22 protein-coding genes are annotated in these 26,266 nt (G+C 72.6%); 12 read left to right on the top strand and 10 right to left on the bottom strand.

Annotated features, from left to right (window positions below):
- Positions 1-10: 10 nt before the first annotated feature.
- The 8 genes from ACWD4U_RS30495 (at position 11) to ACWD4U_RS30460 (ending at position 9,147) form a co-directional block, all read left to right on the top strand.
- Complete coding sequence (locus ACWD4U_RS30495; RefSeq protein ID WP_363459840.1) at positions 11-889, top strand: amidohydrolase family protein; 879 nt, start codon at positions 11-13, stop codon at positions 887-889.
- Positions 886-2,199 (top strand): nickel-dependent lactate racemase, encoded by a 1,314-nt coding sequence (larA, locus tag ACWD4U_RS30490; protein WP_363459839.1) that lies wholly within the window; start codon positions 886-888, stop codon positions 2,197-2,199. Before ACWD4U_RS30495 ends, larA begins: the two co-directional genes overlap by 4 nt.
- Positions 2,196-3,332 (top strand): glycerate kinase, encoded by a 1,137-nt coding sequence (locus tag ACWD4U_RS30485; protein WP_363459838.1) that lies wholly within the window; start codon positions 2,196-2,198, stop codon positions 3,330-3,332. Before larA ends, ACWD4U_RS30485 begins: the two co-directional genes overlap by 4 nt.
- A 71-nt stretch (positions 3,333-3,403) precedes the next feature.
- Positions 3,404-4,081 carry a nickel pincer cofactor biosynthesis protein LarB gene (gene larB, locus ACWD4U_RS30480; RefSeq protein ID WP_363459837.1) on the top strand — a complete coding sequence of 226 codons (678 nt, stop codon included), beginning with the start codon at positions 3,404-3,406 and terminating at the stop codon, positions 4,079-4,081.
- On the top strand, positions 4,078-5,262 hold the full coding sequence (larC, locus tag ACWD4U_RS30475; RefSeq protein ID WP_363459836.1) for a nickel pincer cofactor biosynthesis protein LarC: 1,185 nt from the start codon (positions 4,078-4,080) through the stop codon (positions 5,260-5,262). Before larB ends, larC begins: the two co-directional genes overlap by 4 nt.
- Positions 5,249-6,094 (top strand): ATP-dependent sacrificial sulfur transferase LarE, encoded by an 846-nt coding sequence (gene larE, locus ACWD4U_RS30470; RefSeq protein ID WP_363459835.1) that lies wholly within the window; start codon positions 5,249-5,251, stop codon positions 6,092-6,094. The genes larC and larE overlap by 14 nt, the downstream gene beginning before the upstream one ends.
- A gap of 172 nt (positions 6,095-6,266) precedes the next feature.
- Positions 6,267-7,310 carry a sugar ABC transporter substrate-binding protein gene (locus ACWD4U_RS30465; RefSeq protein ID WP_363459834.1) on the top strand — a complete coding sequence of 348 codons (1,044 nt, stop codon included), beginning with the start codon at positions 6,267-6,269 and terminating at the stop codon, positions 7,308-7,310.
- 43 nt (positions 7,311-7,353) lie between these two features.
- A complete protein-coding gene (locus ACWD4U_RS30460; RefSeq protein WP_363459833.1) occupies positions 7,354-9,147 on the top strand; it encodes an alpha-L-fucosidase in 1,794 nt (597 codons plus the stop codon).
- A gap of 72 nt (positions 9,148-9,219) precedes the next feature.
- Here the strand turns inward: ACWD4U_RS30460 and ACWD4U_RS30455 are convergent, their stop codons facing one another.
- Genes ACWD4U_RS30455 through ACWD4U_RS30430 form a run of 6 tightly spaced genes read right to left on the bottom strand, consistent with a single transcriptional unit; the run spans position 9,220 to position 14,254 of the window.
- Positions 9,220-9,915 (bottom strand): FadR/GntR family transcriptional regulator, encoded by a 696-nt coding sequence (locus ACWD4U_RS30455; RefSeq protein ID WP_363459832.1) that lies wholly within the window; start codon positions 9,913-9,915, stop codon positions 9,220-9,222.
- 45 nt (positions 9,916-9,960) lie between these two features.
- Positions 9,961-10,272 carry an L-rhamnose mutarotase gene (locus tag ACWD4U_RS30450; protein WP_363459831.1) on the bottom strand — a complete coding sequence of 104 codons (312 nt, stop codon included), beginning with the start codon at positions 10,270-10,272 and terminating at the stop codon, positions 9,961-9,963.
- 40 nt (positions 10,273-10,312) lie between these two features.
- Positions 10,313-11,305: an aldo/keto reductase gene (locus tag ACWD4U_RS30445; protein WP_363459830.1), complete on the bottom strand. Its 993-nt coding sequence runs from the start codon at positions 11,303-11,305 to the stop codon at positions 10,313-10,315.
- Entirely contained in the window at positions 11,302-12,063 is a 762-nt protein-coding gene (locus ACWD4U_RS30440; RefSeq protein ID WP_363459829.1) for an SDR family NAD(P)-dependent oxidoreductase, read from the bottom strand. Before ACWD4U_RS30440 ends, ACWD4U_RS30445 begins: the two co-directional genes overlap by 4 nt.
- Complete coding sequence (locus ACWD4U_RS30435; protein WP_363459828.1) at positions 12,060-13,391, bottom strand: L-fuconate dehydratase; 1,332 nt, start codon at positions 13,389-13,391, stop codon at positions 12,060-12,062. The genes ACWD4U_RS30440 and ACWD4U_RS30435 overlap by 4 nt, the downstream gene beginning before the upstream one ends.
- An 11-nt stretch (positions 13,392-13,402) precedes the next feature.
- Entirely contained in the window at positions 13,403-14,254 is an 852-nt protein-coding gene (locus tag ACWD4U_RS30430; RefSeq protein ID WP_363459827.1) for a fumarylacetoacetate hydrolase family protein, read from the bottom strand.
- A 297-nt stretch (positions 14,255-14,551) separates the two neighbouring features.
- On the opposite strand from ACWD4U_RS30430, the gene ACWD4U_RS30425 reads away from it, so the two are divergent.
- The 3 genes from ACWD4U_RS30425 (at position 14,552) to ACWD4U_RS30415 (ending at position 18,242) form a co-directional block, all read left to right on the top strand.
- The gene (locus ACWD4U_RS30425; RefSeq protein ID WP_363459826.1) at positions 14,552-15,598 is read left to right on the top strand and encodes a sugar ABC transporter substrate-binding protein; all 1,047 of its coding nucleotides are present in this window, start codon (positions 14,552-14,554) and stop codon (positions 15,596-15,598) included.
- Between the two features lie 77 nt (positions 15,599-15,675).
- The gene (locus tag ACWD4U_RS30420; protein WP_363459825.1) at positions 15,676-17,220 is read left to right on the top strand and encodes a sugar ABC transporter ATP-binding protein; all 1,545 of its coding nucleotides are present in this window, start codon (positions 15,676-15,678) and stop codon (positions 17,218-17,220) included.
- On the top strand, positions 17,217-18,242 hold the full coding sequence (locus ACWD4U_RS30415) for an ABC transporter permease (RefSeq protein WP_363459824.1): 1,026 nt from the start codon (positions 17,217-17,219) through the stop codon (positions 18,240-18,242). The genes ACWD4U_RS30420 and ACWD4U_RS30415 overlap by 4 nt, the downstream gene beginning before the upstream one ends.
- Positions 18,243-18,259: 17 nt before the next feature.
- Here ACWD4U_RS30415 and ACWD4U_RS30410 read toward each other — a convergent pair whose 3' ends face one another.
- Positions 18,260-18,727, bottom strand: coding sequence for a universal stress protein (locus tag ACWD4U_RS30410; protein WP_363459823.1), 468 nt, complete (start codon positions 18,725-18,727; stop codon positions 18,260-18,262).
- Between the two features lie 5 nt (positions 18,728-18,732).
- Positions 18,733-19,989, bottom strand: coding sequence for an arsenic transporter (locus ACWD4U_RS30405; RefSeq protein WP_363459846.1), 1,257 nt, complete (start codon positions 19,987-19,989; stop codon positions 18,733-18,735).
- Between the two features lie 160 nt (positions 19,990-20,149).
- Between ACWD4U_RS30405 and ACWD4U_RS30400 the strand changes: the two genes are divergently transcribed.
- A complete protein-coding gene (locus ACWD4U_RS30400; RefSeq protein WP_363459822.1) occupies positions 20,150-23,182 on the top strand; it encodes a glycoside hydrolase family 2 TIM barrel-domain containing protein in 3,033 nt (1,010 codons plus the stop codon).
- A gap of 63 nt (positions 23,183-23,245) precedes the next feature.
- Here the strand turns inward: ACWD4U_RS30400 and ACWD4U_RS30395 are convergent, their stop codons facing one another.
- Both ACWD4U_RS30395 and ACWD4U_RS30390 read right to left on the bottom strand, forming a co-directional pair.
- Positions 23,246-25,585 carry an RICIN domain-containing protein gene (locus tag ACWD4U_RS30395; RefSeq protein WP_363459821.1) on the bottom strand — a complete coding sequence of 780 codons (2,340 nt, stop codon included), beginning with the start codon at positions 25,583-25,585 and terminating at the stop codon, positions 23,246-23,248.
- Complete coding sequence (locus ACWD4U_RS30390) at positions 25,582-25,935, bottom strand: hypothetical protein (protein ID WP_363459820.1); 354 nt, start codon at positions 25,933-25,935, stop codon at positions 25,582-25,584. Before ACWD4U_RS30390 ends, ACWD4U_RS30395 begins: the two co-directional genes overlap by 4 nt.
- Positions 25,936-26,266 lie beyond the last annotated feature (331 nt).

The raw sequence follows: 26,266 nt of genomic DNA, 5'->3' as shown, positions 1-26,266 counted from the left end.
GCGACCGCTCGTGAGAATCGACGCACACCACCACGTGTGGCAGCTGGGCAGGCGCCCACACGCCTGGCTGGACGATCCCGGCCTCGCCGCCCTCCGGCGGGACTTCGGGATGGCCGAGCTCGCCGGGCAGGCGCGGGCGGCGGGCGTGGGGCGGACGGTGCTGGTCCAGGTGCTGCCCGACGTCGAGGAGACCCGGGAGTTCCTCGCCCTCGCCGCCACCGAGCCCATGGTCGCGGGCGTCGTCGGCTGGGTCGACCTGACCTCCCCGGCCGTCGCCGAGACCCTCGCCGAACTGCGGGAAGGGCCCGGCGGCGAGCTGCTCGTCGGCGTGCGCCACCTCGTCCAGGGCGAGGCCGACCCCGGGTGGCTGGCCCGGCCCGAGGTGCGGCGCGGGCTGCGGGCCGTCGCCGGGGCCGGGCTGCGCTACGACCTGCTGACCCTGCCGCGCCAACTCCCCTCCGCCATCGAGACGGTGCGCGCGCTACCGGAGCTGGGGTTCGTGCTCGACCACCTCTCCAAGCCCGGTATCGCCCGCGGCGCCCTGCAGCCCTGGGCCGGGCTGCTGCGGGAACTGGGCCGCGAGTCGAACGTCTCGTGCAAGCTGTCCGGACTGGTCACCGAGGCCGACCACGCCGAATGGACCGTCAACGACCTGCGCCCGTACGCCGGTACGGCACTGGAGGCGTTCGGGCCGGACCGCGTGATGTTCGGCTCCGACTGGCCGGTCTGCCTGCTGGCCGCCGACTACCGGCAAGTCATGGACACCGCCGACGAGTTGACCGAGGGCCTGGCGCCGAGTGAGCGCGCCGAGGTGTTCGGCGGCACCGCCGACCGGGTCTACCGGCTCGGCGTGGCGACCGAGCCCGGCGCCGGTGAGGACACCCCATGAGAATCAGACTCGCCTACGGGGAGACCGGGCTCGACCTCGACGTCGACCCGGCCGTCACCACCGTGGTCGAACCGCTGCACACCGCTGGCGCCGCCGACCCGATGGCCGTGCTCCGCGAGGCGCTGCGCCGCCCCGTCGCCGGGCCGTCGCTGCGCGAACGCGTCCGGCCGGGGCAGACCGTGGCGATCTCGGCGTGCGACGGCACCCGGCCGCAGCCGCGGCACCTGATGATCCCGGCCGTCCTCGCCGAGCTCGACGGGATCGTCCGGGACGAGGACGTGGTGATCCTGGTCGCCACCGGCACGCACCGCGGGAACGACCCCGAGGAGCTGCGCCGGATGTTCGGGGACGAGGTGGTCGACCGGATCAGGATCGTCAACCACGACGCCCGTGACACCGACCAGCTGGCCTGGATGGGGCGTTGGGGCGACGACGTGCCGGTGTGGCTCAACCGCACCTGGGTCGAGGCGGACGTCAGGATCACCACCGGCTTCGTCGAACCGCACTTCTTCGCCGGCTTCTCGGGCGGCCCGAAGCTGGTCGCCCCGGGACTGGCCGGACTGGAGACCGTGCTCGTCCTGCACGACGCGAAGCGGATCGGCGACCCCCGGGCCACCTGGGGCACCACGCACGGCAACCCCGTGCACGACGACGTCCGGGCCATCGCGGACGGCACCGGCGTCACCTTCTCCCTCGACGTGGTGCTCAACCGCGAGCAGCGGATCGTCGCGGCCTTCGGCGGCGACCTGCTGCCCATGCACGCGGCGGCGACCGCCGCCGCCCGGCGGATCGCGATGCGCCCGGTCGACCGGCTCTTCGACGTGGTGGTCACCACCAACGCCGGCCACCCGCTCGACCAGAACCTCTACCAGTCCGTCAAGGGCATGTCGGCCGCACTCACGGTGGTGAAGCCCGGCGGCCTGATCGTCTGCGCGGCGGAGTGCCGCGACGGCTTCCCCGACCACGGCTCCTACCGCGAGGTGCTGGCCTCCGCGCCGTCCCCGCAGGCGCTGCTGGAGTCGATCCGGGCCCGGCCGCGCACCGTGCCCGACCAGTGGCAGGTGCAGGTCCAGGCCCGGATCCAGTCCAGCTCCCGGGTGGTGATGCACACCTCGTACCTGAGCGACGCCGAGCTCGCCACCGCGCACCTGGAGCAGACCGCCGACATCTCCGCGACCGTGGCCGAGGCCCTCGCCGCCGCCGGGCCGGGCGCCCGGCTGTGCGTGCTGCCCGAGGGGCCGATGACCATCCCCTACCTGCGCCGGGACGGCGGGCCGGGCGGCGAGCGGGACGGGGCGGGGACGGCATGACGCGTCGACAGGTCCTGGTGTGCCTGGACAAGTTCCGCGGCTCGGCGACCGCCGTCGAGGCGTGCCGGTGGCTCGCCGAGGGCCTGCGGGCGGCCGATCCCGCGCTGGACGTGCGGGAGGCGCCGGTCGCGGACGGCGGCGAGGGCACCGCGGAGGCGTTCCTGGCGGCCGGGTTCCGGGCCGTGCCGGTCCGGGTGAGCGGGCCCACCGGCGCGCCGGTCGACGCGGTGCTGGCCGTCCGCGGCCGGCGGGCGGTGGTCGAGATGGCCCAGGCGTCCGGGCTGCACCTGCTGCCCGCGGGTCGGCCCGCACCGCTCACCGCCTCCACCCGCGGCACCGGTGAACTGCTGCGCGCCGCACTCGACCTGGGCTGCCGGGACGTGGTGCTCGCGGTCGGCGGAAGCGCCACCACCGACGCCGGGGCCGGTCTGCTGCAGGCGCTCGGGGCCCGGATCACCGACGCCACGGGCGCCGAACTCCCGCCCGGCGGCGCGGCGTTGGCCGATGCCGCGGCGGTCGACCTGACCGGCCTCGACGCGCGGCTGCGGGAGACCCGGCTGGTGCTGGCCTCCGACGTCGACAACCCGCTGCTCGGACCGGACGGTGCCGCCGCCGTCTTCGCCCCGCAGAAGGGCGCCGACGCCGGACAGGTGGCGCTGCTGGACGCCGCGCTCGCCCGGTTCGCGGGGCTCGTCGCCGCGCGGACCGGAGCCGACCTGTCCGGCCGCCCCGGCGCCGGGGCGGCCGGCGGGACGGGCTTCGCGGCCCTGCACCTGGGCGCCCGCCGGGAGCCCGGCGTCGACGTGCTGCTGGCCGAACTCGGCCTGGACACCGCCCTCGCCGCGGCCGACCTGGTCGTGGTGGGCGAAGGCTGCCTCGACGCGCAGAGCCTGCGCGGCAAGGCACCGATCGGCGTGGCCGAGCGGGCCCGCCAGGCCGGCGTCCCGGTCGTGGCGGTCGCCGGGCGGGTGGAGGCCGGGCCCGCCGAGCTGGCCGCCCACGGCATCGGCCGGGCCCACTCGCTCACCGAGCGGGCGGGCAGCGCGGCCACCGCGATGCGCGAGACCCGCCGGCTGCTGCACGAGACCGGCGCCGAGCTCGCCCACCTGACGGTCCGCCAGCCGCCGTCCTGACGGCCGTCAACAGCCCGCCCGACGGCCGCCACCCGTCCCGACCGTCGCAGCCCACCGAGGAGGAGAGCCGCATGCACCCCACCCGAGTCCACGACCTCGACTTCGCCCAGGTCGACATCGGCCGCGAGCAGCGCCAGGGGCTGCCCGAGGTCGTGTACGGCCCCGGCAAGACGTCCGAGCAGATCCGCGCGATCACCGCCGAGCTGCTGCGCCACAACTCCGGCCCGGTGCTGGTCACCCGGGTGGACGCCGAGACCGCCGCCGACGTGCTGCGGCACGTCCCCGGCGGGTCGTACGACGCGCAGGCCCGGCTGCTGGTCTGGCGTCCGGCCGACCGCAACGGCTTCACGCTGACGGTGATCTCCGCCGGGACGGCCGACCTGCCGGTCGCCGCGGAGGCCGCCGCCGTGGCCGCGGCCGTCGGGCTGGAGGTCGACACCGTGCAGGACGCCGGCGTCGCGGGCCTGCACCGCGTGCTCCGCGTCCGGGACCGGCTGCGGTCCTGCGACGCGGTCGTCGTGGTGGCCGGGATGGAGGGCGCGTTGGCCAGCGTGGTCGGCGGGCTGGTGGGCTGCCCGGTGATCGCCGTGCCGGTCTCGACGGGCTACGGCGCGTCGCTGGACGGCGTGACCGCGCTGCTGGCGATGCACGCCTCGTGCGCCGCCGGGATCACCGTGGTCAACATCGACTCCGGTTTCGGCGCGGCGATGGCCGCCCACCGGCTGGCCTGGGTGAGGAGTCGGGCGTGATCTGCTGGATCAACCCGTTCACCGGCCTGGCCGGCGACATGCTGCTCGGTGCGCTGCTCGACGCGGGCGCACCGCTGGACGAGGTCCGGGCGTCGATCGACGCCACCGGCCTCACCGGCTGGGAACTCGACGCCGAGCGCGTCGTCACGCACGGCCTCACCGCGACCAGCGCCCGGGTGCGGGTGACGGACCACGCCACCGAGCGGCGGGCGGCCGAGCTGATCCGGCTGGCCGCCGCTGCCCGGCCCGAGCCGGTGGCCGCCCTGAGCCTCGCCGCGCTGCACGCGATCGCCGACGCCGAGGGCCGCCTGCACGGCACCGACCCCGCCGACGTGCACCTGCACGAACTCGGCGGCCACGACGCCCTGGTGGACATCGTCGGGGTGGCCGCCGCGCTGCACGCGCTGGGCGTGAGCGAGGTGGTCTGCGCGCCGCTGCCGCTGGGCACCGGCGGCGTCGACACCGCGCACGGGCTGCTGCCCTGCCCCGCTCCCGCCACCGTCCGGCTGCTGTCCGGCGCGGTGGTGACCGGCACCGACCTGCGCGGGGAGACCGTCACCCCGACCGGCGCCGCGCTGCTGCGCGCGGCGGGCGCGGGCTACGGCCCGCTGCCGCCGATGACCGTGACGGCGACGGGGTACGGGGCGGGCACCCGGGTGCTGGCCGACCGCCCGAACGTGGTGGCGGTGACGCTGGGCCGGCCGGCGGCCGAGCAGTGGGTGGAGGACGTGGTGACCCTGGAGACCAACCTCGACGACGTCACCGGCGAGACCCTCGCGCACACCGTCGCCCGTGCACTCGCCGAGGGCGCGATCGACGCCTGGACGACTGCCGCGGTGATGAAGAAGGGCCGCCCGGCGCACGTGCTACACGTTCTGACGCTTCCTCAGGACACCGAGCGGCTACGGGAGTTGATTCTCGCCGAGACCCGCACTCTGGGCGTCCGGCAGACCCGGCACACCCGGGTCGTGGCCCCCCGCCGGAGCTGGACGGTCGACCTCGACGGCAGCCCGATCCGGGTCAAGCAGGGCCCGTACGGGATCAAGCCCGAGTACGAGGACACGGCGGCCGCCGCCGCCCGTACGGGTCGGTCGCTGGGCACGGTCGCCGAGCGCGCCCGGCTGCTGGCCGCGGAGAACGCCCCGGCCGGGTGGGAGGAGGACCGGGATGACGCGCGCTGACACGGTCGAGGAGAAGGCCGCCGCGCTGCTGGCCGTGGTGCGGGAGGCGGGGCCGGTCGCGGTGGCGTACTCCGGCGGGGCCGACTCCGCCCTGGTGGTGGCCGCGGGCGTAAGGGCCCACGGGCCGGCCGGGGTGCTGGCGGTGACCGGGGTGTCCGAGAGCCTGGCGGCGGGGGAGCTGGCCGCGGCGCGAGCCGTCGCACTGGACCTCGGCGTGACCCATGTGGCCGCCCGGACCGAGGAGTTGGGCAGCCCGGGCTACCGGGCCAACACCCAGGACCGGTGCTACTTCTGCAAGTCCGAGGTGCTCGACACGATCGCCGCGGTCGCCCGCGAGCACGGCTTCGCCCGGGTCGCCACCGGCACCAACGCCGACGACGCCGCGGACCCGTTCCGTCCCGGCATCCGGGCCGGCCGCGAACGCGCGATCCTGACACCTCTGCGCGACACCGGCCTCAGCAAGGCGGACGTCCGGGCCGTCAGCCGGCTGTGGGGCCTGTCCACCTGGGACAAGCCCGCCACCCCCTGCCTGGCCAGCCGGATCCGCTACGGCATCCCCGTCACCGGCCACCGGCTGGCCCGGATCGACCGGGCGGAGACGGCCGTGCGGGTCGCACTCGACGAAGCGGGGCTGCGCTCGGTCCAGCTGCGGGTGCGCGACCTCGGGGAGAGCGTCCGGGTCGAGCTGGACGCCGAGGCGGTGCCGGCGGCAGCCGAACTGGCGGCGCTGCGGGAGGCCGTGGCGCAGGCCGGGTTCGGTGCGGCGCGGGTCGAGGTCGACGGCTTCGCCTCCGGGCGGCTCAACCACGAGCGACCCCAAGACATGGGATGACTTTGCGTCATAGCTACTCTCGAGTCGCAACTATGGGTGGAAATAACCGAGTTACTTTTCAGATTCATCCGACCTCAACTCTTGTCGGGGAGGTTACAGGCTCATAAGGTCCTCGGTACCGCAGGCCCCCGGGATGTCAGGGCGGCCTTCTGGACCAAGGAGATCCAGCACGATGAGGCTTCGCTCCTCGGGAGTCGCCGCGACCGCAGGCGCCGCCGTCCTGCTCGTCGGCACCACCGGCTGCGGCAGCGGCCAGACCGGAAGACCGGAGACGGCCGGCCGGGGGGTGATCGGCATCGACCTGCCCCGCGACGACTCGGACTTCTGGACGTCGTACGAGCGCTACCTGCGGGCCGAGCTCGCCGACGGGTCCGTCCGCACCCTGCCGATCACCAACTCCCACAACAGCGAGGACGGGCTGCGCGACAGCCTGCACGGCTTCGAGAAGGCCGGCGCCAAGGTGGTGGTGATCGCCCCGCAGGCGACCCAGGACACCGACGGCATCCTCAACGGCCTCTACGGCCACGGGATCAGCACCATCACCGTCGACACCGAACCGGAACACGGCGAGGTGTACATGGTGGTCCGCGCCGACAACGTCGAGTACGGCGTCAAGGCCTGCCGGGTCCTCGGCAAGCAGCTCAAGGGCCGGGGCAAGGTCGCCGAGCTGCAGGGCGCGCTGAGCTCCATCAACGCCTACGACCGCAGCCGGGGGTTCGCCTCCTGCATGAAGAGCGAGTTCCCCGGCATCAAGGTGATCGAGCTGGCCACCGAGTGGAAGGGCGACGTGGCGGCCGCCAAGCTCGAGTCCACCCTGGCCGCCAACCCCGACCTCGGCGGCGTCTACCTGCAGGCCGGCGGCGTCTTCCTGGAACCCACCCTCGCCCTGCTGCGCCGCAAGGGGCTGCTCAGGCCCGCCGGGCAGAGCGGCCACATCGCGATCGTCTCCAACGACGGCATCCCGCAGGAGTTCGACGCGATCCGCCGGGGCGACATCGACGCCACCGTCTCGCAGCCCGCCGACCTGTACGCCAAGTACGCGCTGTTCTACGCGCAGGCCGCCGCCGACGGCAAGACCTTCCAACCCGGCCCGACCGACCACCAGTCCACCATCATCTCGCTGCCCAACGGCCTGGAGGACCAGTTGTCCGCCCCGCTGGTGACCAGGGAGAACGTCGACGACAAGTCCCTGTGGGGCAACACCGTCGGCAAGTAGACCGCAGACCGGTCCGCGCACCACCCCACGCGAGGAGTCACGCATGTCCCCCCACCTGAGCCGCCGTCAACTGATCCGGGCAGCCGCCCTCGCCGGCGGCGCCGTCGCATTCGGGCTGCCGCAGCTCGTGCTCGCGGAGAGCGCCCAGGCGTACACCGTGCCGTCCAAGATGGACTGGTGGTACCAGGCCCGCTTCGGCATGTTCATCCACTTCGGCTCGTACAGCCTCCACGGCACGGGCGAGTGGGTGTTCTCGACCGAGAACTGGACCAAGGCCAACTACCAGACCCAGGTCACGGCGCCGTTCAACCCGACCGCCTTCAACGCCGACACCATCGCCGACCTCGCGCAGAAGGCCGGCATGAAGTACCTGGTGATCACCGCCAAGCACCACGAGGGCTTCGCGATGTACGACTCCGCGGTGGCGAGCTTCACCGACACCACCGGCAACACGCCGTACACCCTGCCCAAGTACACCGCCTACAAGAACGACCTGCTGGCCGCGCTGAAGAGCGCCTGCGACGCCCGGGGCATCAAGTTCGGGCTGTACTACTCGATCATGGACTGGAACCACCGCTCGCAGAACAGCAACCACTCGACGAACTACACCGACATGACGTCGATGGCCGCCCGGTCCGCCTACATCACCGACATGAAGGCGCAGCTGCAGGAACTGCTCACCAGGTACGACCCGGCCATCCTGTGGTTCGACGGCGACTGGTGCGCCAACCCCGCCACGCCCACCCTGACCGACTGGTGGACCCAGGCGGACGGCGTCGACCTCTACAACTGGCTGATCGCCCGCAAGCCCGGCCTGATCGTCAACGAGCGGGTCAAGCGGGACGTCGGGCTCGGTGACTTCGCCTGCCCCGAGCAGACCGTGCCGGCCGAGCCGCTCGGGCGGCCGTGGGAGACCTGCGCCACCATGAACGGGGCCTGGGGCTACACCTCGTGGGCGGAGAACTCGTACCGGTCGGTGGCGACCATCCTGCAGGAGTTCGTCACGGTCGCCTCCCGGGACGGCAACTACCTGCTCAACATCGGGCCCAAGGGGGACGGCACGCCCACCCCGGGTTCCGTCACCGTCCTGCAGGGGCTGGGGAACTGGATGGCCGTCAACGGCGACAGCATCTACGGCACCCAGGGCAGCCCGTTCACCGCCGAGCCGTCCTGGGGCAGGTTCACCCGCAAGCCGGGCAAGCTGTTCGCGCACGTGTTCACCTGGCCGGGCAACGGCGTGCTGCCGATCCCGCTGGTGCAGAACACCATCAGCCGCGTCTACCTGATGAGCAACCCGGGGGCCTCGCTCAACTACAGCGTCAGCGGGGGCACCATCAACGTGTCGGTGCCGAGCACCGCGCCGGACGCCGCCGACTCGGTCGTGGTGGTCGAGGTCTCCGGGACGCCGGCCGTGGTCGCCGACGGCGTCTACCAGCTGGTCTGCGCGCGCAGCGGCAAGGCGCTGGACAACGGCAACACCGCCACCGCCGGGAGCCAGGTCATGCAGTGGACCGTCAACGGCGGCTCGCCGCAGCAGTGGCGGCTCACCGCCCTGGAGGCGGGCCGCTACAAGCTGGTGTCCCAGCGCAGCGGGCTGGCGCTCGACAACGGCGGCAGCTCCGGTGCGGGCAGCGCGCTGACCCAGCAGCCGGACAACGGGAGCAACCAGCAGCAGTGGAGCATCGTCGCGCTCGGCGGCGGCGTGTACCAGCTGACCGACCGGGCCGGCGGGATGGCGCTGGACAACGGGAACGGCACCGCGGACGGCCAGACGGCCATCCAATGGACCGTCAACTGGGGTTCTCAGCAGCAGTGGAGTCTGGTCAAGGTCGGCTGATCCACCGGCGGGAACGCCGGTGCCGCCCGTCCCGAGGGACGGGCGGCACCGGGCGTTCGGACCGAAGCGGGATCAGGCCAGCGCGGAGCCCGCCTCGCCGAGCGTCTCGCGCAGCCACTGCTCGAGGCCGGCGACGTGCACGGTCGCCCAGGCGTGGGCGACCTCAGGGCGGCGGCCCGCGATGGCCTCGAAGATCGCACGGTGCTGCTGGCGGGTGTGCGGGACCGCGCCCTCCTCGGTGAGGCCGCGCCAGATCCGGGCCCGCACGGTCGGGCCGGACAGGCCCTCGATCAGCGAGCAGAGCACGGCGTTGCCCGAGCCGGCCGCGATCCGGCGGTGGAACTCCAGGTCGTTGGCGATCAGGTCGTCCAGCGTGGCGTCCTCGCCCAGGCTGTCCAGCACCGCGCCGAGCGCGGTCACGTCCTCGTCGGACATCACCCGGGCGGCCATCGCGGTCGCGGCGGGCTCCAGGATGCGCCGCATCTCCAGGAACTCCAGCACCGTGCTGTCCTGGTGGAAGTCGACGAGGAAGCCCAGCGTGTCCAGCAGCACCTCGGGCGACAGGCTGGTCACGTACGTGCCGTCGCCCTGGCGCACGTCCAGCACCCGGATCAGGGACAGCGCCTTCACCGCCTCGCGCAGCGAGTTGCGGGAGAGTCCCAGCCGCTCGGCGAGGTCGGCCTCCTTCGGGAGCCGCGCGCCGGGCTGCAGCTCGCCGCTCACGATCATGGCCTTGATCTTCTCGATCGCCTCGTCGGTCACTGGCACGGCTTCGTCCTCCTGGTCATCCGGTGGCATGCAGCATAAGTGGGGTCAGAGCTTCCAGACCACGGGCAGCCCCGCGGCCGCGCCGTCCGCCGAGTAGTCGTGGACCACGTCGAGCAGCTCGCCCATGCGGGCCTGCCAGGCGATGTTCACCGGCAGGTGTTCCAACTCCGCGAGCAGCCGGCCGTAGTCCTCGCACTCGAGCAGGTGGAACAGCTCGCAGCCACTGCGCCAGATCGTCCACTCGGCGACGCCCGCCGCGCTGATGGCGGCGGTCAGCTCGGCGGGCACCGAGCGGTGCGCGTCCTCGTACTCCTCGATCCGGTCCGCTCGGACCCGGGTGTGCAGGGCGATCCTCATGACTGCTCCAATGACGGGGAGGTCGGGGTGGGGCCGCGGCTCAGGCGGCGGGGACGGGGACGTGCGCGGGGAGCAGCCCGCGTTCGCGGAGCTCGGCCCACAGCGCGGCGGGCACCGGGCGGTCGAGCGCGGCCGCGGCGTCGCGGACCTCGGCGGCGCTGCGGGTGCCGACCAGGACGGACGCGACGGCCGGGTGCCCGAACGGGAAGTGCAGCGCGGCGGCGCGCAGCGGGACGCCGTGGCGTTCGCAGACGGCCTTGAGGGCGAGGGCGCGCTCGAGTACCTCGGTGGGGGCGGAGGCGTAGTCGAAGGTGGCGCCGGGGCGCGGATCGGCCAGCAGGCCGGAGTTGAACACGCCGCCGACGACGACGCCGACGCCCCGCTCGTGGGCGAGCGGCAGCAGTTCGGCGAGCCCGCCCTGGTCGAGCAGGGTGTAGCGGCCGGCCAGCAGGACGGTGTCGACGTCGGTCTCGCGGACGAAGCGGGCGAGCAGTCCGGACTGGTTCATCCCGGCGCCGATCGCCCCGATCACGCCCTCGGCGCGCAGCCGCTCCAGCTCCGGGTAGGCCTCGTCGATCGCCTGGTCGGCGTGGTCGTCGGGGTCGTGCAGGAAGACCACGTCGATCCGGTCCAGGTCGAGCCGGTTCAGGCTCTCCTCGATCGACTGCCGGACGCCCTCGGCGCTGAAGTCCCAGCGGCGGCGGTGCGTCGCCGGGACGGCGAAGCCGTCGGCGAGGTCGTCGCCGGCGGCGGCCGGCAGCGGGTCGAGCAGCCGGCCGACCTTGGTGGACAGCACGTACGCGTCCCGGGGCAGGCCGCGCAGCGCCGCGCCGAGGCGGCGCTCGGACAGCCCGAGGCCGTAGTGCGGGGCGGTGTCGAAGTACCGGACCCCGGCCTCCCAGGCGGCGGTGACGGCCCGCTCGGCCTCGGCGTCGCTCACCGCGGTGAACAGGTTGCCGATCGCCGCCGCGCCGAAGGCCAGTTCACTGACCGTCACCGCGCTGCGCCCGAGCGGTAGCTGACGCGGCGTCATGAGGTCGGCACCGGCCGCAGGCGCAGGCCGGCCATGCCGCCGTCCACCGCGAGGGAGGTGCCGGTGGTGGAGCCGGCCGCGGGTGAGGCGAGGTAGGCGACGGCGGCAGCCACCTCCTCGGCGCGGACCAGCCGGCCGGTGGGCTGACGGGCGTTCAGGGCGGCGCGTTCGCCCGCCGGGTCGGCGGCGGAGTCGAGCAGCCGGCCGACCCACGGGGTGTCGACGGTGCCGGGGTTGACGCAGTTGACCCGGATGCCCTCGCGGACGTGGTCGGCGGCCATGGCCAGGGTCAGCGACAGGACGGCGCCCTTGCTGGCCGAGTACAGGGCCCGCTGCGGCAGCCCGGCGGTGGCGGCGATCGAGCAGGTGTTGACCACCGCCGCGTGGGCGGAGTCGCGCAGGTACGGCAGGGCGGCGCGGGTGGTGCGGACCAGGCCGAGCACGTTGACGTCCAGCACGCGGTGCCACTGCTCGTCGGGGTTGTCCGCCACGGTGCCGACCGCGCCGATCCCGGCGTTGTTGACCAGGATGTCGATCCCGCCGAGTGCCTCGGCGGCCGCCTCGACGGCGGCGCGGACCGAGGCGTCGTCGGACACGTCGGCGGTGAAGCCGAGCAGCGGTGCCTGCACCGGGGACGGGTCGAGGTCGAGGACGGCCACCTCGGCGCCCCGCTCGGCGAGCAGCCGCGCGGTGGCGAGGCCGATGCCGGAGGCGCCGCCGGTGACCAGGGCCTTGAGCCCGGCGAGGTCACCGCTCATGCCCGGGTCTCCTGCTCCAGCTCGGCCCGCCAGAAGCCGCCGGTCGGGTAGCGGTAGGTGTCCAGCGACGCCTGGTGCATGGCCGCCGAGAAGCCCGGCGTGGTCGGGGCCCGGTAGTGGCCCGCCTCGATGACCACCGGGTCGAGGAAGTGCTCGTGCAGGTGGTCGACGAACTCGATGACGCGGTCCTCGGTGGTGCCGGTCAGCGCCACGTAGTCGAACATCGACAGGTGCTGGACCAGTTCGCACAGGCCCACGCCGCCGGCGTGCGGGCAGACGGGGACGCCGAACTTCGCGGCGAGCAGCAGGATGGCCAGGTTCTCGTTGACGCCGCCGACCCGGGCGGAGTCCAGCTGGAGGACGTCGATCGCGCCGGCCTGGAGCAGCTGCTTGAAGATGATGCGGTTCTGCACGTGCTCGCCGGTGGCGACCTTGACCGGGTGGACGCCGCGGCGCACGGACGCGTGGCCGAGGACGTCGTCGGGGCTGGTGGGCTCCTCGATCCAGTACGGGTCGAACTCGGCGAGCGCGTTGGTCCACTCGATGGCCTCGCCGACGTTCCAGCGCTGGTTGGCGTCGATGGCCATCCGGATGTCCGGGCCGACGGCGGCGCGGGCGGCGCGGCAGCGGCGGATGTCGTCGTCGAGGTCGGCGCCGACCTTCAGCTTGATCTGGGTGAAGCCGTCGGCGACGGCCTGCTGGGCGAGGCGGGTGAGCTTCTCGTCGGAGTAGCCGAGCCAGCCCGGGGAGGTGGTGTAGGCGGGGTAGCCGGTGCGCAGCAGGTGGGCGGTGCGCTCGGCGTGGCCCTGCTTGCCCTTGGTGAGGAGTTCGAGGGCCTCGTCGGGGGTGAGCGCGTCGGCGATGTAGCGGAAGTCGACCTGGGAGACCAGCCACGCCGGGTCGGCGTCGGCGAGCAGCTGCCACAGCGGCTTGCCCTCGCGCTTGGCGGCGAGGTCCCAGACGGCGTTGACCACGGCGCCGATGGCCATGTGCATCACGCCCTTCTCGGGGCCGAGCCAGCGCAGCTGGCTGTCGCCGATCAGGTCGCGGTAGAGCGAGCCGGGGTCGGCGCACAGCTCGGCGACGGGGCGCCCGAGGACGTGCGGGGCGAGCGCGTCGATCGCGGCGACCTGGACGTCGTTGCCGCGGCCGATGGTGAAGGTGAAGCCGTGGCCCTCGTGGCCGTTGTCCGAGGAGCGCAGCACGACGTAGGCGGCCGAGTAGTCGGGGTCCGGGTTCATCGCGTCGGACCCGTCCAGCTCCCGCGAGGTGGGGAACCGGACGTCGTAGGTGTCGACGGCGGTGATTCGCGCGACGGTGGTGGACAAGTGAGTGCCTTTCACGCGTTCCGGAAGGTCTGGCGCTGGGTGCCGAGTCCGTCGATGGACAGCTCGACGGTGTCGCCCTCGCGCAGGTAGGGCGTGCCGGGCAGGCCGAGGGCCACGCCGGCCGGGGTGCCGGTGTTGACGACGTCGCCGGGGCGCAGCACCAGGTACTGGCTCAGGTACCAGACCAGGTACGCGACGTCGAAGATCATGTTCTTGGTGGTGCCGTCCTGCCGGACCTCGCCGTTGACGGCCAGGTGCAGGCCGAGTGCCTGCGGGTCGCCGGCCTCGTCCGGGGTGACCAGCCAGGGGCCGAGCGGGTTGAAGGTCTCGCAGGACTTGCCGAGGTCCCACTGGCTGGAGTACTCGATCTGGAACTCGCGCTCGGAGACGTCGTTGCTGATCGTGTAGCCGGCGATGCACGCGGCGGCCTCGGCCGGGCTCTCCAGGTAGCGGGCCTCGCGCCCGATGACGACGGCGAGTTCGACCTCCCAGTCGGTCTTCACCGAGTTCCGGGGGATCAGCACCTGGTCGTACGGGCCGACCACGGTGGAGGGGTCCTTCATGAAGACCACCGGCCGCTCGGGGACGGCCGCCCCGGTCTCCGCCGCGTGGTCGCGGTAGTTGAGGCCGATGCAGACCACCTTGCCGGGCCGGGCCACCGGCGCACCGACGCGCAGGCCCGCCACGTCCACGCTCGGCAGCGAGCCCTCCGCCAGCGCCGCCCGGACCCGGTCGATCCCGCCGGAGGCGAGGAACGCCCCGTCCAGGTCGTCGGTCAGGCCGCTGAGGGCGTACGCGCTTCCGTCCTGGTCACGGACGACGGGCGCCTCCGCGCCCGGTTCGCCAACTCGAAGCAGCTTCATGACGGGCTCCCAAACTCATCGGATGAATCAGCGGTGTGCTGACCATACGGCGAAGGGCGGCCCGGTGCAAGAAGTCCTCCGATGTTTGCGGCTGGTCGGAGCCGTGACCCGTCGATGTGTGCAGGTCGGGGCGGGCCTTGGCGGGGCCGGGCCGGGCGGACGGACACGCGGGAGTAACGACCCGGAATTCATCCGAGCTCTTCTCTTGTCAGGGGGATTGCGGACTCGTAAAGTCCTCCGCACCGCAAGCCATCCGATGACTTCCCCGAAGTTGGCCCAGCCAAGGAGACCAGCACCATGAAGCCTCGCTCCTCCAGAATCGCGGCGACCGCCGCTGCCGTGGTCCTCATGGCCGGGTTCGCCACGGCCTGCAACCGCGGCAGCGACTCCGGCGGGTCCGCGTCCGGCAAGCCGGCCATCGGCATCGACCTGCCCCGGGCGGACTCCGACTTCTGGAACTCCTACGCGCAGTACATCAAGCAGGACACCGCCGCCGCGGGCACGAACACGCTGCCGATCAGCAACTCGCAGAACGACGTGACCAAGCTGGTCGCCAACGTCCAGGTGTTCCAGAACACCGGCGCCAAGGCCGTGGTGATGGCCCCGCAGGACACCGGCGCGATCGCCTCCACGCTGGACGCGCTGTCCGCGAAGAAGATCCCGGTGGTCAGCGTCGACACCCGCCCCGACAAGGGCAACGTCTACATGGTGGTCCGCGCCGACAACCGTGCGTACGGCACCAAGGCCTGCGAGTTCCTCGGCAAGCAGCTCGGCGGCAAGGGCAAGGTCGCCGAACTCCAGGGCGCGCTGAGCTCCATCAACGGCCGCGACCGCTCCGAGGCCTTCGCCGCCTGCATGAAGGAGCAGTTCCCCGGCATCCAGGTGATCGAGCTGGCCACCGACTGGAAGGGCGACGTCGCCTCCGCCAAGCTCCAGACCACGCTGGCCGCCAACCCCGACCTCGGCGGCATCTACATGCAGGCCGGCGGCGTCTTCCTGCAGCCGACCCTCGCGCTGCTCCAGCAGAAGGGCCTGCTCAAGCCCGCCGGGCAGCCCGGCCACATCGCCATCATCTCCAACGACGGCATCCCGCAGGAGTTCGACGCCATCCGCAAGGGCGACATCGACGCCACCGTCTCCCAGCCCGCCGACCTGTACGCCAAGTACGCGCTGTTCTACGCGCAGGCCGCCGCCGACGGCAAGACCTTCCAGCCCGGCGCCACCGACCACCAGTCCACCATCATCCAGCTGCCCAACGGCCTGGAGGACCAGCTGTCCGCCCCGCTGGTGACCAAGGACAACGTCGACGACAAGGCCCTGTGGGGCAACAACATCAGCAAGTGACGACCCGTCAGCACCCGGTGCCGCGGCCGGCCGGCGCCGGCCGCGGCACCGGGCCGGTTCCGAAAGGACTCCCCGCCATGGCGGACCCCAGCCCCGTCCGGGGCCCCGTCGTCGAGGCCGACGGGATCTCCAAGCGCTTCGGCGCCACCGTCGCCCTCAGCGACGCCCGCATCTCGGTCGCCCCCGGCGAATCGCACGCCCTGGTCGGGCGCAACGGCGCGGGCAAGTCCACGCTCGTCTCGATCCTGACGGGCCTTCAGCCGGCCGACACCGGCACCCTGCGGTTCGACGGCGAACCCGCCCCCGCCCCGGGGGACACCGACGCCTGGCGGTCCAAGGTCGCCTGCGTCTACCAGCGCTCCACCATCATCCCGGCGCTCACCGTCGCCGAGAACCTGTTCCTGAACCGGCAGTCCCAGGGCCCGCTGCGCCCGATCAGCTGGAAGCAGCTGCGCACCAGGGCGAGCGAGCTGCTCGGCGAGTACGGCGTGGACGTCGACCCCACCGCCCGCGCCGAGGACCTCGGCGTCGAGCAGCGCCAGTTCGTGGAGATCGCCCGGGCGCTGTCCTTCGGCGCCCGCTTCATCATCCTCGACGAGCCGACCGCCAAACTCGACGCCCGCGGCATCGAGCGGCTCTTCGACAAGCTGCGCGAACTCCAGGCGCAGGGCGTCGCCTTCCTGTTCATCTCGCACCACCTGCAGGAGGTCTACGACCTCTGCCGCACCGTCACCGTCTACCGCGACGCGCGGCACATCGTCACCGCTCCGGTCGCCGAACTCGACCAGCAGGCGCTGGTCGAGGCGATGACCGGCGAGCGCTCCAAGGGCACCGAGCCCTCCTGGTCGGTCACCGGCCGGACCGTCGGCGACGGTGCGCCGCTGCTGGAGGTCGCCGGGCTGAGCCTCAAGGGCAGCTACCAGGACGTGTCGCTGAGCGCCCGCCCCGGCGAGGTGGTCGGCCTGGCCGGCTCCGCCGCCAGCGGCAACGTGCAGCTCGGCGAGACCCTGGCCGGTCTGCTCAAGCCCGCCGACGGCACCGTCACCGTCGCCGGCCAGCCCGTCCGCACGGGCAGGGTGCCCGCCGCGCTCGCCGCCGGCATCGGCTTCGTCCCCGAGGACCGCCACCTGCAGGGCCTCGTCCCGCAGCGCAGCGTCGCCGAGAACGCCACCCTGACCGTCACCGACCAGCTCGGCCCGTTCGGCACCGTCCTGCCCTCGCGCACCCGGGAGTTCGCCGAGCGCATGATCGGCGAACTCGACATCAAGACCCCCGGCCCCGGCACCGCGGTCTCCGCACTGTCCGGCGGCAACCAGCAGAAGGTCGTCATCGCCCGCGCGCTCGCCGCGGAGCCGCACGTCCTGGTCGCCATCCGGCCCACCAACGGCGTGGACATCAAGTCCAAGGAATCCCTGCTCGGCACGATCCGCCAGGTCGCCGACCGCGGCCGCAGCGCCCTGATCGTGTCCGACGAACTCGACGACCTGCGGGTCTGCGACCGCGTCCTGGCCATGTTCCACGGCCGGGTGGTCGCCGAATTCGCACCCGGCTGGAGCGACGAACAACTGGTCGCCGCCATGGAGGGCATGGCCGGCCCGAACGACCCGGAGGAAACCCGATGAGCCCCACCACTGAGGCCCGCCCGCGCCCGGCCACCGCCGCCCCCGCAGGCCGCCGCCTCGAACTGGCCCGCTACCGCGACCTGTCCCTGGTCCCGGTCCTGCTGGTCCTCTGCGTCATCGGCTTCGCCGTCTCGCCGGCGTTCCTGACCTCCGCCAACCTGCTCGGCGTCGGCCAGTCGGCCACCGAGCTCAGCGTGCTCGTGCTCGCCGAGGCGCTGATCCTGATCGCCGGCCGGATGGACCTCTCGCTGGAGTCCACCATCGGCGTCGCCCCCGTCATCGCGGTGTGGCTGGTGCTCCCCGACCACGGCGCCCGCTTCAACGGCCTCGGCCTGTTCCCCGCCTGGACGGTCATCCCGCTGTGCCTGGCCGTCGGCGCGGCGATCGGCGCCGTCAACGGCTTCCTGATCCTCAAGCTGCGGCTCAACGGCTTCATCGTCACGCTCGGCGCGCTCACCCTGCTGCGCGGCCTCCAGATCGGCATCTCGCAGGGCCAGTCGATCATCAACCTGCCGTCGTCCTTCACCTACCTGGGCAGCGCGAGCTGGTTCGGCGTGCCCGCCGCGATCTGGATCTGCGCCCTGCTGTTCGCGGCCGGCGGCTGCGCGCTCGCCTGGCTGCGCCACGGCCGCGCGCTGTACGCCATCGGCGGCAACGCCGAGGCCGCCCGCGCCGCCGGCATCCGGGTCGACCGGATCACCTGGACCGTGCTGATCCTCGGCAGCCTGCTGGCCGCCTTCGCCGGCATCCTCTACACCGGCCACTACGGCTCGATCTCCGCCGACCAGGGCAACGGCTGGATCTTCCAGGTCTTCGCCGCCACCGTCATCGGCGGCGTCAGCCTCAACGGCGGCCGCGGCACCCTGTTCGGCGCCCTCACCGGCGTCCTGACGCTCCAACTGGTGCTCAACGTGATGACCCTGGCCGGGGTGCCGCCGCTGTGGAACCAGTGCCTCAACGGCGCGATCATCATCGTCGCGCTGATCATCTCCCGCTTCGCCTCCGGCGAGAAGCAGGAGTAGTCACGACGGGTCCGCGGTCAGGGCCAGACCAGCAGGACGGGACACGGGGCGTGGTCCACCACGTAGCGGCCGGCCGGGCCGAGGCTGTGCGGGCCGCGGTGGGAGCGGGAGCCGTCGCGGGCGAGCAGCAGCAGCTCGGCGCCCTCGGCCGCGGCGACCACCTCGCGCTCCACCCTGCCCTCGCGCAGTACCTGCGTGCAGGCCCGGCCCAGGCGTTCGGCGGCGGCCCGGAGCAGCTCCTCGCCGCCGGCGCTCGCGAGCTGCTCCACCCGGGTCCCCGGATCGGCGCCCCAGCCCTCGGCGGGGCCCCGCGGGTCGGGGTGGCCGCGGCCGAGCAGTCCGGCGAACGCACCGTGGGCGGCGGCGGGGACCGCGGCGGCCGCGACGTACAGCAGGACGACCTCCGCGTCGGCCGGGGCGTGGGCCCGCGCGGCGTCCACGCAGGCCGGCCAGGTCCCCTCGGCGATCCACACGATCACGGCCATGGCGGTCACCCTCCGAACACGTGCAGCGACCCCCAGAGTGCCACCACCGCCGCGGCCAGGGAAGCAGGCACGGTCAGCAGCCCGAGCCGGGTGAACTCCCCGAGGCCGACCTCGGCGTCGTGGGCGTGCACGATGCGCCGCCACAGCAGGGTGGCGAGCGACCCGGCGTACGTCAGGTTCGGGCCGATGTTCACCCCCAGCAGCACCGCGAGGACCGCGCCCGGACCGGTCGGCGCCGCCAGCGGGAGCAGGACCAGGGTGGCCGGCAGGTTGTTGATCACGTTCGCCAGCACCGCCGCCAGCGCGGCCACCCCGAGCAGCGCCGCCAGGCCGCTGCCGGTCGGCACCAGGTGGCCGAGCGCACCGGCGAGGCCGTTGTCCACCACCGCGCGCACCACGATCCCCAACGCCAGGACGAAGGCCAGGAACGGCACGCTCGACGCCTTCACGATCGCCACCGGCGTGGTGCGCCGCCGGGCCAGCGCGCGCACCGCGAGCACCAGGGCACCCGCCAGCGCCGCCCACGCCGGGTCGATCCCGACGGCCGAGGCGACCACGAAGCCGGCCAGCGTGCCCGCGATGGTCAGCAGCGCGAACAGCGGCATCCGCGGCGCCTCCGCGCCGTGCCCGGCGCCCGGGCCCGCGTCCAGGTCGGCCGCGAAGTAACGGCGGAACACCACGTACTCGACGCCGATCGCCACCGCCCACGGCAGCGCCATCAGCGCGGCGAAGCGGACGAAGCCCAGGCCGCTGGCCGCGAACGCCAGCAGGTTGGTCAGGTTGGAGACCGGAAGCAGCAGCGACGCGGTGTTCGACAGGTGCGTGCAGGCGTAGACGTGCGGCTTCGGCCGGGCGCCCAGCCGCGCGGCGGTGGCGAACACCACCGGCGTCAGCAGCACCACCGTGGCGTCCAGGCTGAGCACCGCGGTGACCACCGAGGCGACCGCGAACACCTGCACCAGCAGCCGCCGCGGCCGACCCGCCGAACTGCGGGCCATCCACGCCCCGCAGGCGTGGAACAGGCCCTCCTCGTCGCACAGCTGCGCCAGCACCAGCACCGCGGCGAGGAAGCCGATCACCGGGCCGAGCCGGGCGGCCTCCTGCGCCGCGTCCGCCCACGGGATGGCGCCCGTCACCACGACCAGGCCCGCGGCCGGTACCGCGACCACCGCCTCCGGCCAGCCGAACGGTCGCACCACCGCGCAGACCAGCACCACGGCCAGCAGGACGACGGACAACACCTCGGCGAACGACGAGCTCAGCACCCGATTCCTTCCGGAACATGACGGACAAAACCATCATCGAACCAGACCGGGCGGTCGACGCGGTAACCGCTGACGGAAGATCAGATCGCTTCTTCCCGCAACGGGCCTTCGATAGTACGGTCGCGCGCATCACCCCATCGCGCACGGAGGACTCCGCATGTCCGCACGCTACTTCGAGGACTTCGCCGGCGGCCGCGGCGGGCTGGCGCCGCGCGCGGTCCTGGACTCCGACGCCCCCCGGATCGACCTCAACGGCCCGTGGGCGTTCCGGTTCTCACCCACCCTGCGCACCGAGCCGGACGGCTTCCAGGACCCGCACTTCGACGACGCGTCCTGGGACACCCTCGCCGTCCCCTCGCACTGGCAGCTGCGCGGCCACGGCCGACCGATCTACGTCAACGTCGCCTACCCGATCCCGCTCGACCCGCCGTTCGTCCCGGACGAGAACGAGACCGGCGACTACCGCCGCACGTTCGACCTGCCGGAGTCCTGGACGGGCCTGCCCGCCGTGCTGCGCTTCGAGGGCGTGGACTCCTGCGCCCGGATCTGGCTCAACGGCACCGAGCTCGGCGTGACCTACGGCAGCCGGCTGCCCGCCGAGTTCGACGCGACCGCGGCGCTGCGCCCCGGCCGCAACGTGCTGGCCGTCCGGGTGCACCAGTTCTCGGCCGGCACCTACCTGGAGGACCAGGACACCTGGCGCCTGTCCGGCATCTTCCGCGACGTGTCCCTGCTGGCCCGCCCGGCGGGCGGGATCCGCGACGTGTTCGTCCACGCCGACTACGACGCGGCCACCGGAGCGGGCCGGCTGCGGGTGGAGACCGACGCGGACGCGCCCGTGCGGATCAGCGTCCCCGACCTCGGGATCGACGGCCGGCCGGCCGAGGAGACCTTCGAGTTCCCCGCCGTGCGGCCGTGGAGCGCGGAGCAGCCGCACCTGTATGAGGCCTGGCTGAGCACCGCGAGCGAACGCGTCCGGGTCAGGGTCGGGTTCCGCACGGTGGCCGTCGGCGAGGACGGGGTGCTCCGGGTCAACGGGCGCCGCGTGGTGCTGCGCGGGGTCAACCGGCACGAGTTCGACCCCGACCACGGCCGCACCCTCTCCGCGGAGACCATGCGCCGCGACGTGGAACTGATGAAGCGTCACCACGTCAACGCCGTCCGCACCGCCCACTACCCGCCGCACCCCGCCTTCCTCGACCTGTGCGACGAGCTGGGCCTGTGGGTCGTCCTCGAATGCGACCTGGAGACCCACGGCTTCGAGTACGCCGACGCCGAGCGCTGGCAGCGCAACCCGTCCGACGATCCGCGCTGGCACGACGCCTACCTGGACCGCGCCCGGCGCACCGTGGAGCGCGACAAGAACCGCCCCAGCGTCATCCTCTGGTCGCTGGGCAACGAGGCCGGTGACGGCCGCAACCTGCGCGCCATGGCCGACCTGGTGCGCCGGCGCGACCCCGCCCGGCCGATCCACTACGAGGGCGACCGGCTCAGCGAGTACACCGACGTGCACGGCGAGATGTACCGCCCGCCCGCCGCGGTCGCCCGGATCGGCCGCGGACAGCTGCTCCCCGGCGAGATCTCCTACCCGGCGCAGGCCGGCGCCGGCGACCCCGCGGACGACCCGCGCAACCGCAAGCCCTACCTGCTGACCGAGTTCGCCCACGCGATGGGCAACGGACCGGGCGCCCTGGCCGAGTACGTGCGGCTCTGGGACGAACACCCGCGGCTGCAGGGCGGCTTCGTGTGGGAGTGGACGGACCAGGGCCTGCGCACCCACGACGCCCAGGGACGCGAGTTCTTCGGCTACGGCGGCGACTTCGGCGAGGACCTGCACGACGGCAACTTCATCTGCGACGGCCTGGTCTTCCCCGACCGCACCCCCTCGCCCGGGCTGCTGGAGTACGCCAGGGCCATCGCGCCCGTCCGGATCGGCCCCGGGTCGACGCCGGACACGCTGACCGTCGAGAACCGCTACGAGGTGCTGGACCTCACCCACCTGCGGTTCAGCTGGTCGCTGGCCCGCGAGGGCGTCGAGCTGGCCGCGGGCGAGCTGCCGACGCCGAAGCTGGCCGCGGGGGAGCGGGGCGAACTCCCGCTGCCCGCGCCGGAGCCCGCCGACGGCGCAGGCGAACTCTGGCTCACCGTCCAGGCGGAGCTGGCCGAGGCCACCGACTGGGCGCCCGCCGGCCACCCGGTCGGCTGGGGCCAACTCCCGCTCACCGCAACGGACACGCTTGTGGCACCTGAGCGCGGCCGCCCCGCGGGCACGCCGGTGGCGCCGCGCACCGCGGACGGGCACCTCCTGCTCGGTCCGGGCCGCTTCGACCCTGCCACCGGAACCCTGCTCGGCCTCGGCGAACTGCCGCTCCAGGGACCACGGTTGAACCTGTGGCGGGCTCCCACCGACAACGACCGCGGCTGGTCGAGCAACGACGCCGCCTACTGGCAGGCCCGCGGCCTGGACCGCCTGCGGCACCGCACGGTGTCCGTCACCGCCGACGACCGGGGGCTCATCGTCGTGGTCCGCAGCGCCGCCGCCGCGGTCGGCTGCGGCTACCTGACCACCTATCAGTGGTCCAGCGGCGGCGACGACCTGCGCCTGCGCGTGCACACCGAGCCGGTCGGGCACTGGCCCGAGCGGGCCGAGGACCCCACCGAGCCGATGGCCGACGCCGAGCTGCCGCCCGAGGAGTACCGGGAGCTGCTCCGCCGGAACGCCGCGCGCTCCGTCGCCCGGATCGGCCTCGACTGGCAGCTGCCCGCCGACTGCGCGCAGGTCGAGTGGTTCGGCGCCGGCCCGGGGGAGGCCTACCCGGACTCCCGCCACGCCGTCCGGATCGGCCGCTTCCGTGCCACGGTCGACCAGTTGCAGACCCCGTACGTGCGCCCGCAGGAGAACGGCAACCGGGCCGACGTGCGGTGGTTCGAGATCGGCGACGGCGCCGCCCGCGGCCTGCGGGTGACCGGCGAGCAGCCGTTCCAGCTCGCCGCCCGCCGCTGGACCGACCGTGAACTCGCCGCGGCCGCCCACCCCACCGTGCTGACCCCCGGCCCGGTGGTCCACCTGCACACCGACCACGCCGTCCAGGGCCTGGGCAGCGCCTCCTGCGGCCCCGGCATCCTGCCCCAGCACCGGCTGGAACTCGGCCCCGCGGACTTCGCCCTGGTCCTCACCCCGCTGTACTGACGCACCGAAACGGTGGGGCCGGAGAGCAGATGCTCTCCGGCCCCACCGCGTCGGGTCACGCCACTACTGGATGGTCCACGCCTGGTGGGACTGGTTGACGGCGTTCGACTGGTCGGTGGTGGCACCGTTGGCGGTCGACGCGCCGGTCACCTCCAGGACCTGCCGGCTCTCGTAGTTGCGAAGCAGGTAGCCGCCGCTGGTCGGCTCGAAGTACCACAGCTGGTTGTTGCCGCCGCTGTAGGTGGACTGGTCCGCGGCGGTCGTCCGCCAGTGGCTGTTCCACGGGATCTCGAGGGCCTTGCCGCTGTACCGGTTCACGATCTTGACGAGCTGGCCGCTCACCGGGGTGATGCTCCACTGCTGGTTGTTGCCGCCGGTGCTCGGCCACTGGTTGACGCTCGCGCCGTCGGCGGTGTTGAAGTTGTAGTCGTCCAGCACCTGACCGCTGTTGACGTTCTTGATGGTGTAGAAGGACGACGGGTTGGTGCTCGGGGCGCCGGTTGCGGCAGCCTGCGCTCCGCCGGCCTGCTGGACGCTGAAGTCCGTGATGAAGAAGTACTGGCCGTCGGTCTTGGCGACCCGCACGTAGCGGAAGGCCTGGCGGACGTCGATGTCACCGGTGAGCGTCGAGGCGAACGGCAGGGTGCCGGTCTGGCGTCCCAGGACGGTGTAGCTGCCGAAGTTCGGGTCGTTGGAGCCCCGGACCTCGAAGTTGCCGCGGGTCGAGGACTGGTCCAGGTCCTGACGGGTGGTCAGCGAGAACTGGCCGAGCTGGTAGGACTGGCCGAGGTCGACCTGCCACCAGGCCGAGGTGTCGGTGCCGGTCGGCGACCAACCGGTCGAGCTGTTGTTGTCGACGGCCTTGGAGGCCTCGGTGCCCGTGCCGAAGACCGACGAGGAGGTCGCGGTCCTGTTCCAGGCGAGGTTCGGCCACAGTGTCATCCACTGGTAGCCGGACTCCAGGCCGGAGGCCTTGATCACCGTGTCGCCGGACGAGGCGTTGTTGGTGAGCGTGACGTTGGTGCCGTTGCGGTTCTGGTTGATGGACACGTCGGGGTTCGACAGCACGTTGTTCGAGACGGTCATGTTGTCCGACCCCTCGTCCAGGTAGATGCCGGCGACGGCCGAGGCGCAGGTGGCCGCGGTCCGAATCACGTCGTGGACGTAGTTGTTGTTGATGACCGTGCCGGGGTCGTTCGACAGGTGGTAGATGCCGGCCGAGTCGCACAGCCGGTTCATCACGTTGCCGATCCGGTTGTAGCTGACGCTGTTGCCGCCCTCGGCGTTGGCCGCCGCCTGCCAGCCCCAGCCGAGCGAGATGCCCGCCCACGGGGTGTCGGAGATGTCGTTGTGGTCGATGGTGGTGCTGTTGACGAAGCCCGCGTTGATGCCCGCGGTGCCGAGGTAGTCCTCGCCGACCCGGGTGATCAGGTTGTCCTTCACGGAGACGTTCTTGACCACCTCCCGGGCGTCCTCACCGGCCGGTGTGGTGGGCGGGTTGTAGACCGAGTGGTACTCCACCGTCGGGTCGGAGAACTTGCCGACCATGATGCCGTTGCCGGCGATGTCGTAGATGTAGTTGCCGATGGCGCTGCTGTTGTGGACACCGTGCCAGAGGTCGAGCGCGGTGGAGCCGAGCTGCGTGAAGACGTTGCCCGTGAAGGAGATGTTGTCTGCGTCCTGGACCTGGACGGCGGCCGGCGGTCGACCGACGGTCTGCTGGTTGGAGGTGTTGGCCGTGAGGTTGTAGTTGCCGCCCTGGGCGTTCAGGTAGCCGTTGTTGCCGGCCTCCATCCAGGTGGTCCGGGTGAAGGTGAGCCCGGAGAACCGCAGGTCGTGGGCGGGGCTGTTGAGGCTGGTGCCCTGGACGTTGAAGAGGGTCTGGACCGTCGGCGCCTTCACGGAGGCGTTGGACATGTCCTCGCCGGGGCGGGGCTTGTAGTAGACGGTCTGCGCGGCCGTGTCGACGTAGAACTCGCCCGGCTCGTTGAGGAACTCGTGGGCGTTCTCGAAGTGGAACGGCGAGTTGTCGGAGAGCTGCGGCCACGGGCGCTGGAACAGGATGCCCGCCTCGTGGTCCTGGATCGAGATGTTGGCGGTGCTGCCCGCGGTGCTGATCGACTTCAGTCGCAGGTAGCTCTCGCCCCACTGCGTCTCCAGCATCATCTCGACCTGGTTCAGGTTTCCCCAGTTCGAGGTCTGCGAGGCGAGCACCTTGAGCTGCTTGTTGGTGGTGTCGCTGCCCTGCAGGTTGAAGTCGGTGCCGGCGTCGGGGTAGCGGGCGCGGGTGGCGCGGACCCCGTTGACGTACAGCTGCCGGAAGTTGAGGGACCCGATCGACGCCTTGTACTCGCCGTTGCTCGCCGCGGTCCAGCCGGTGATCGCCTGGCCGCCGCTGATCACCGGGTCTCGCCGTTGTACGCCTGGTAAACGACCGTGTGGCCGTTGGTGCCGGAGTCGCCGGTGCCGAAGGTGATCGGGGCGCTCAGCGGGTAGGTGCCGCCGCGCAGGTTCACCACGATGTCGTCGGACATGTTCGAGTCGATTGCGCGGACCGCGTTCTGGGCCGCCTGGACGGTCCGGAACGCCGAGGCGGTGCTGGTTCCCGAGTTGCTGTCGCTGCCGTTGACCGGGTCGACGTAGAAGTTCGTCGTGGCCGCGTAAGCGGGTTGAACGGGCAGCGCCGCCGCACACACGGCCACTGCCGCCACGAGCGCCTTGACGGTGCCGGCGCCTATCCGTAGGGGTCTCATCTGTGGTGTCCTCCTCCAAGCCCCCGGCCTCTTATGAGTTGCATTTATCAAGCCAACTGACCATCCCTGTCAAGGAGATTGGCATCCCTATTTTTCGCCGGTGCAACACGGACGACATCGACCCGTGCCTGATGCGGGGTCAGCTTCGGGGCTGTACGGAGCAGAGAACTACCAGCTCATAGCCGTCGCGGCGTCGTCCGTCGGCGCGCAGGTCTGGCGCGTTCGACGGCCGCGGTGGCGAAATGAGTACGACTCATGTGGACCAAAATGTGTCGCCATCCGAGCCCACCGGATGGCTGGTGCCGTCGGACGCGACCTAGGCTGGGAGCCG

The organism is Kitasatospora sp. NPDC002522 (assembly GCF_053595195.1).
This window is presented reverse-complemented; position numbering and strand designations above follow the sequence as displayed.

What these genes read in the sequence shown, in the direction of transcription:
- ACWD4U_RS30415 (WP_363459824.1), top strand. Translation starts at nt 17,217, where the DNA reads ATGAGCCCCACCACTGAGGCCCGCCCGCGCCCGGCCACCGCCGCCCCC.
- ACWD4U_RS30425 (WP_363459826.1), top strand. Translation starts at nt 14,552, where the DNA reads ATGAAGCCTCGCTCCTCCAGAATCGCGGCGACCGCCGCTGCCGTGGTC.
- ACWD4U_RS30445 (WP_363459830.1), bottom strand. Translation starts at nt 11,305, where the DNA reads ATGACGCCGCGTCAGCTACCGCTCGGGCGCAGCGCGGTGACGGTCAGT.
- ACWD4U_RS30460 (WP_363459833.1), top strand. Translation starts at nt 7,354, where the DNA reads ATGTCCCCCCACCTGAGCCGCCGTCAACTGATCCGGGCAGCCGCCCTC.
- ACWD4U_RS30430 (WP_363459827.1), bottom strand. Translation starts at nt 14,254, where the DNA reads ATGAAGCTGCTTCGAGTTGGCGAACCGGGCGCGGAGGCGCCCGTCGTC.
- larB (WP_363459837.1), top strand. Translation starts at nt 3,404, where the DNA reads ATGCACCCCACCCGAGTCCACGACCTCGACTTCGCCCAGGTCGACATC.
- larE (WP_363459835.1), top strand. Translation starts at nt 5,249, where the DNA reads ATGACGCGCGCTGACACGGTCGAGGAGAAGGCCGCCGCGCTGCTGGCC.
- ACWD4U_RS30420 (WP_363459825.1), top strand. Translation starts at nt 15,676, where the DNA reads ATGGCGGACCCCAGCCCCGTCCGGGGCCCCGTCGTCGAGGCCGACGGG.
- ACWD4U_RS30400 (WP_363459822.1), top strand. Translation starts at nt 20,150, where the DNA reads ATGTCCGCACGCTACTTCGAGGACTTCGCCGGCGGCCGCGGCGGGCTG.
- ACWD4U_RS30450 (WP_363459831.1), bottom strand. Translation starts at nt 10,272, where the DNA reads ATGAGGATCGCCCTGCACACCCGGGTCCGAGCGGACCGGATCGAGGAG.
- ACWD4U_RS30485 (WP_363459838.1), top strand. Translation starts at nt 2,196, where the DNA reads ATGACGCGTCGACAGGTCCTGGTGTGCCTGGACAAGTTCCGCGGCTCG.
- larA (WP_363459839.1), top strand. Translation starts at nt 886, where the DNA reads ATGAGAATCAGACTCGCCTACGGGGAGACCGGGCTCGACCTCGACGTC.
- ACWD4U_RS30465 (WP_363459834.1), top strand. Translation starts at nt 6,267, where the DNA reads ATGAGGCTTCGCTCCTCGGGAGTCGCCGCGACCGCAGGCGCCGCCGTC.
- ACWD4U_RS30410 (WP_363459823.1), bottom strand. Translation starts at nt 18,727, where the DNA reads ATGGCCGTGATCGTGTGGATCGCCGAGGGGACCTGGCCGGCCTGCGTG.
- ACWD4U_RS30440 (WP_363459829.1), bottom strand. Translation starts at nt 12,063, where the DNA reads ATGAGCGGTGACCTCGCCGGGCTCAAGGCCCTGGTCACCGGCGGCGCC.
- ACWD4U_RS30390 (WP_363459820.1), bottom strand. Translation starts at nt 25,935, where the DNA reads ATGAGACCCCTACGGATAGGCGCCGGCACCGTCAAGGCGCTCGTGGCG.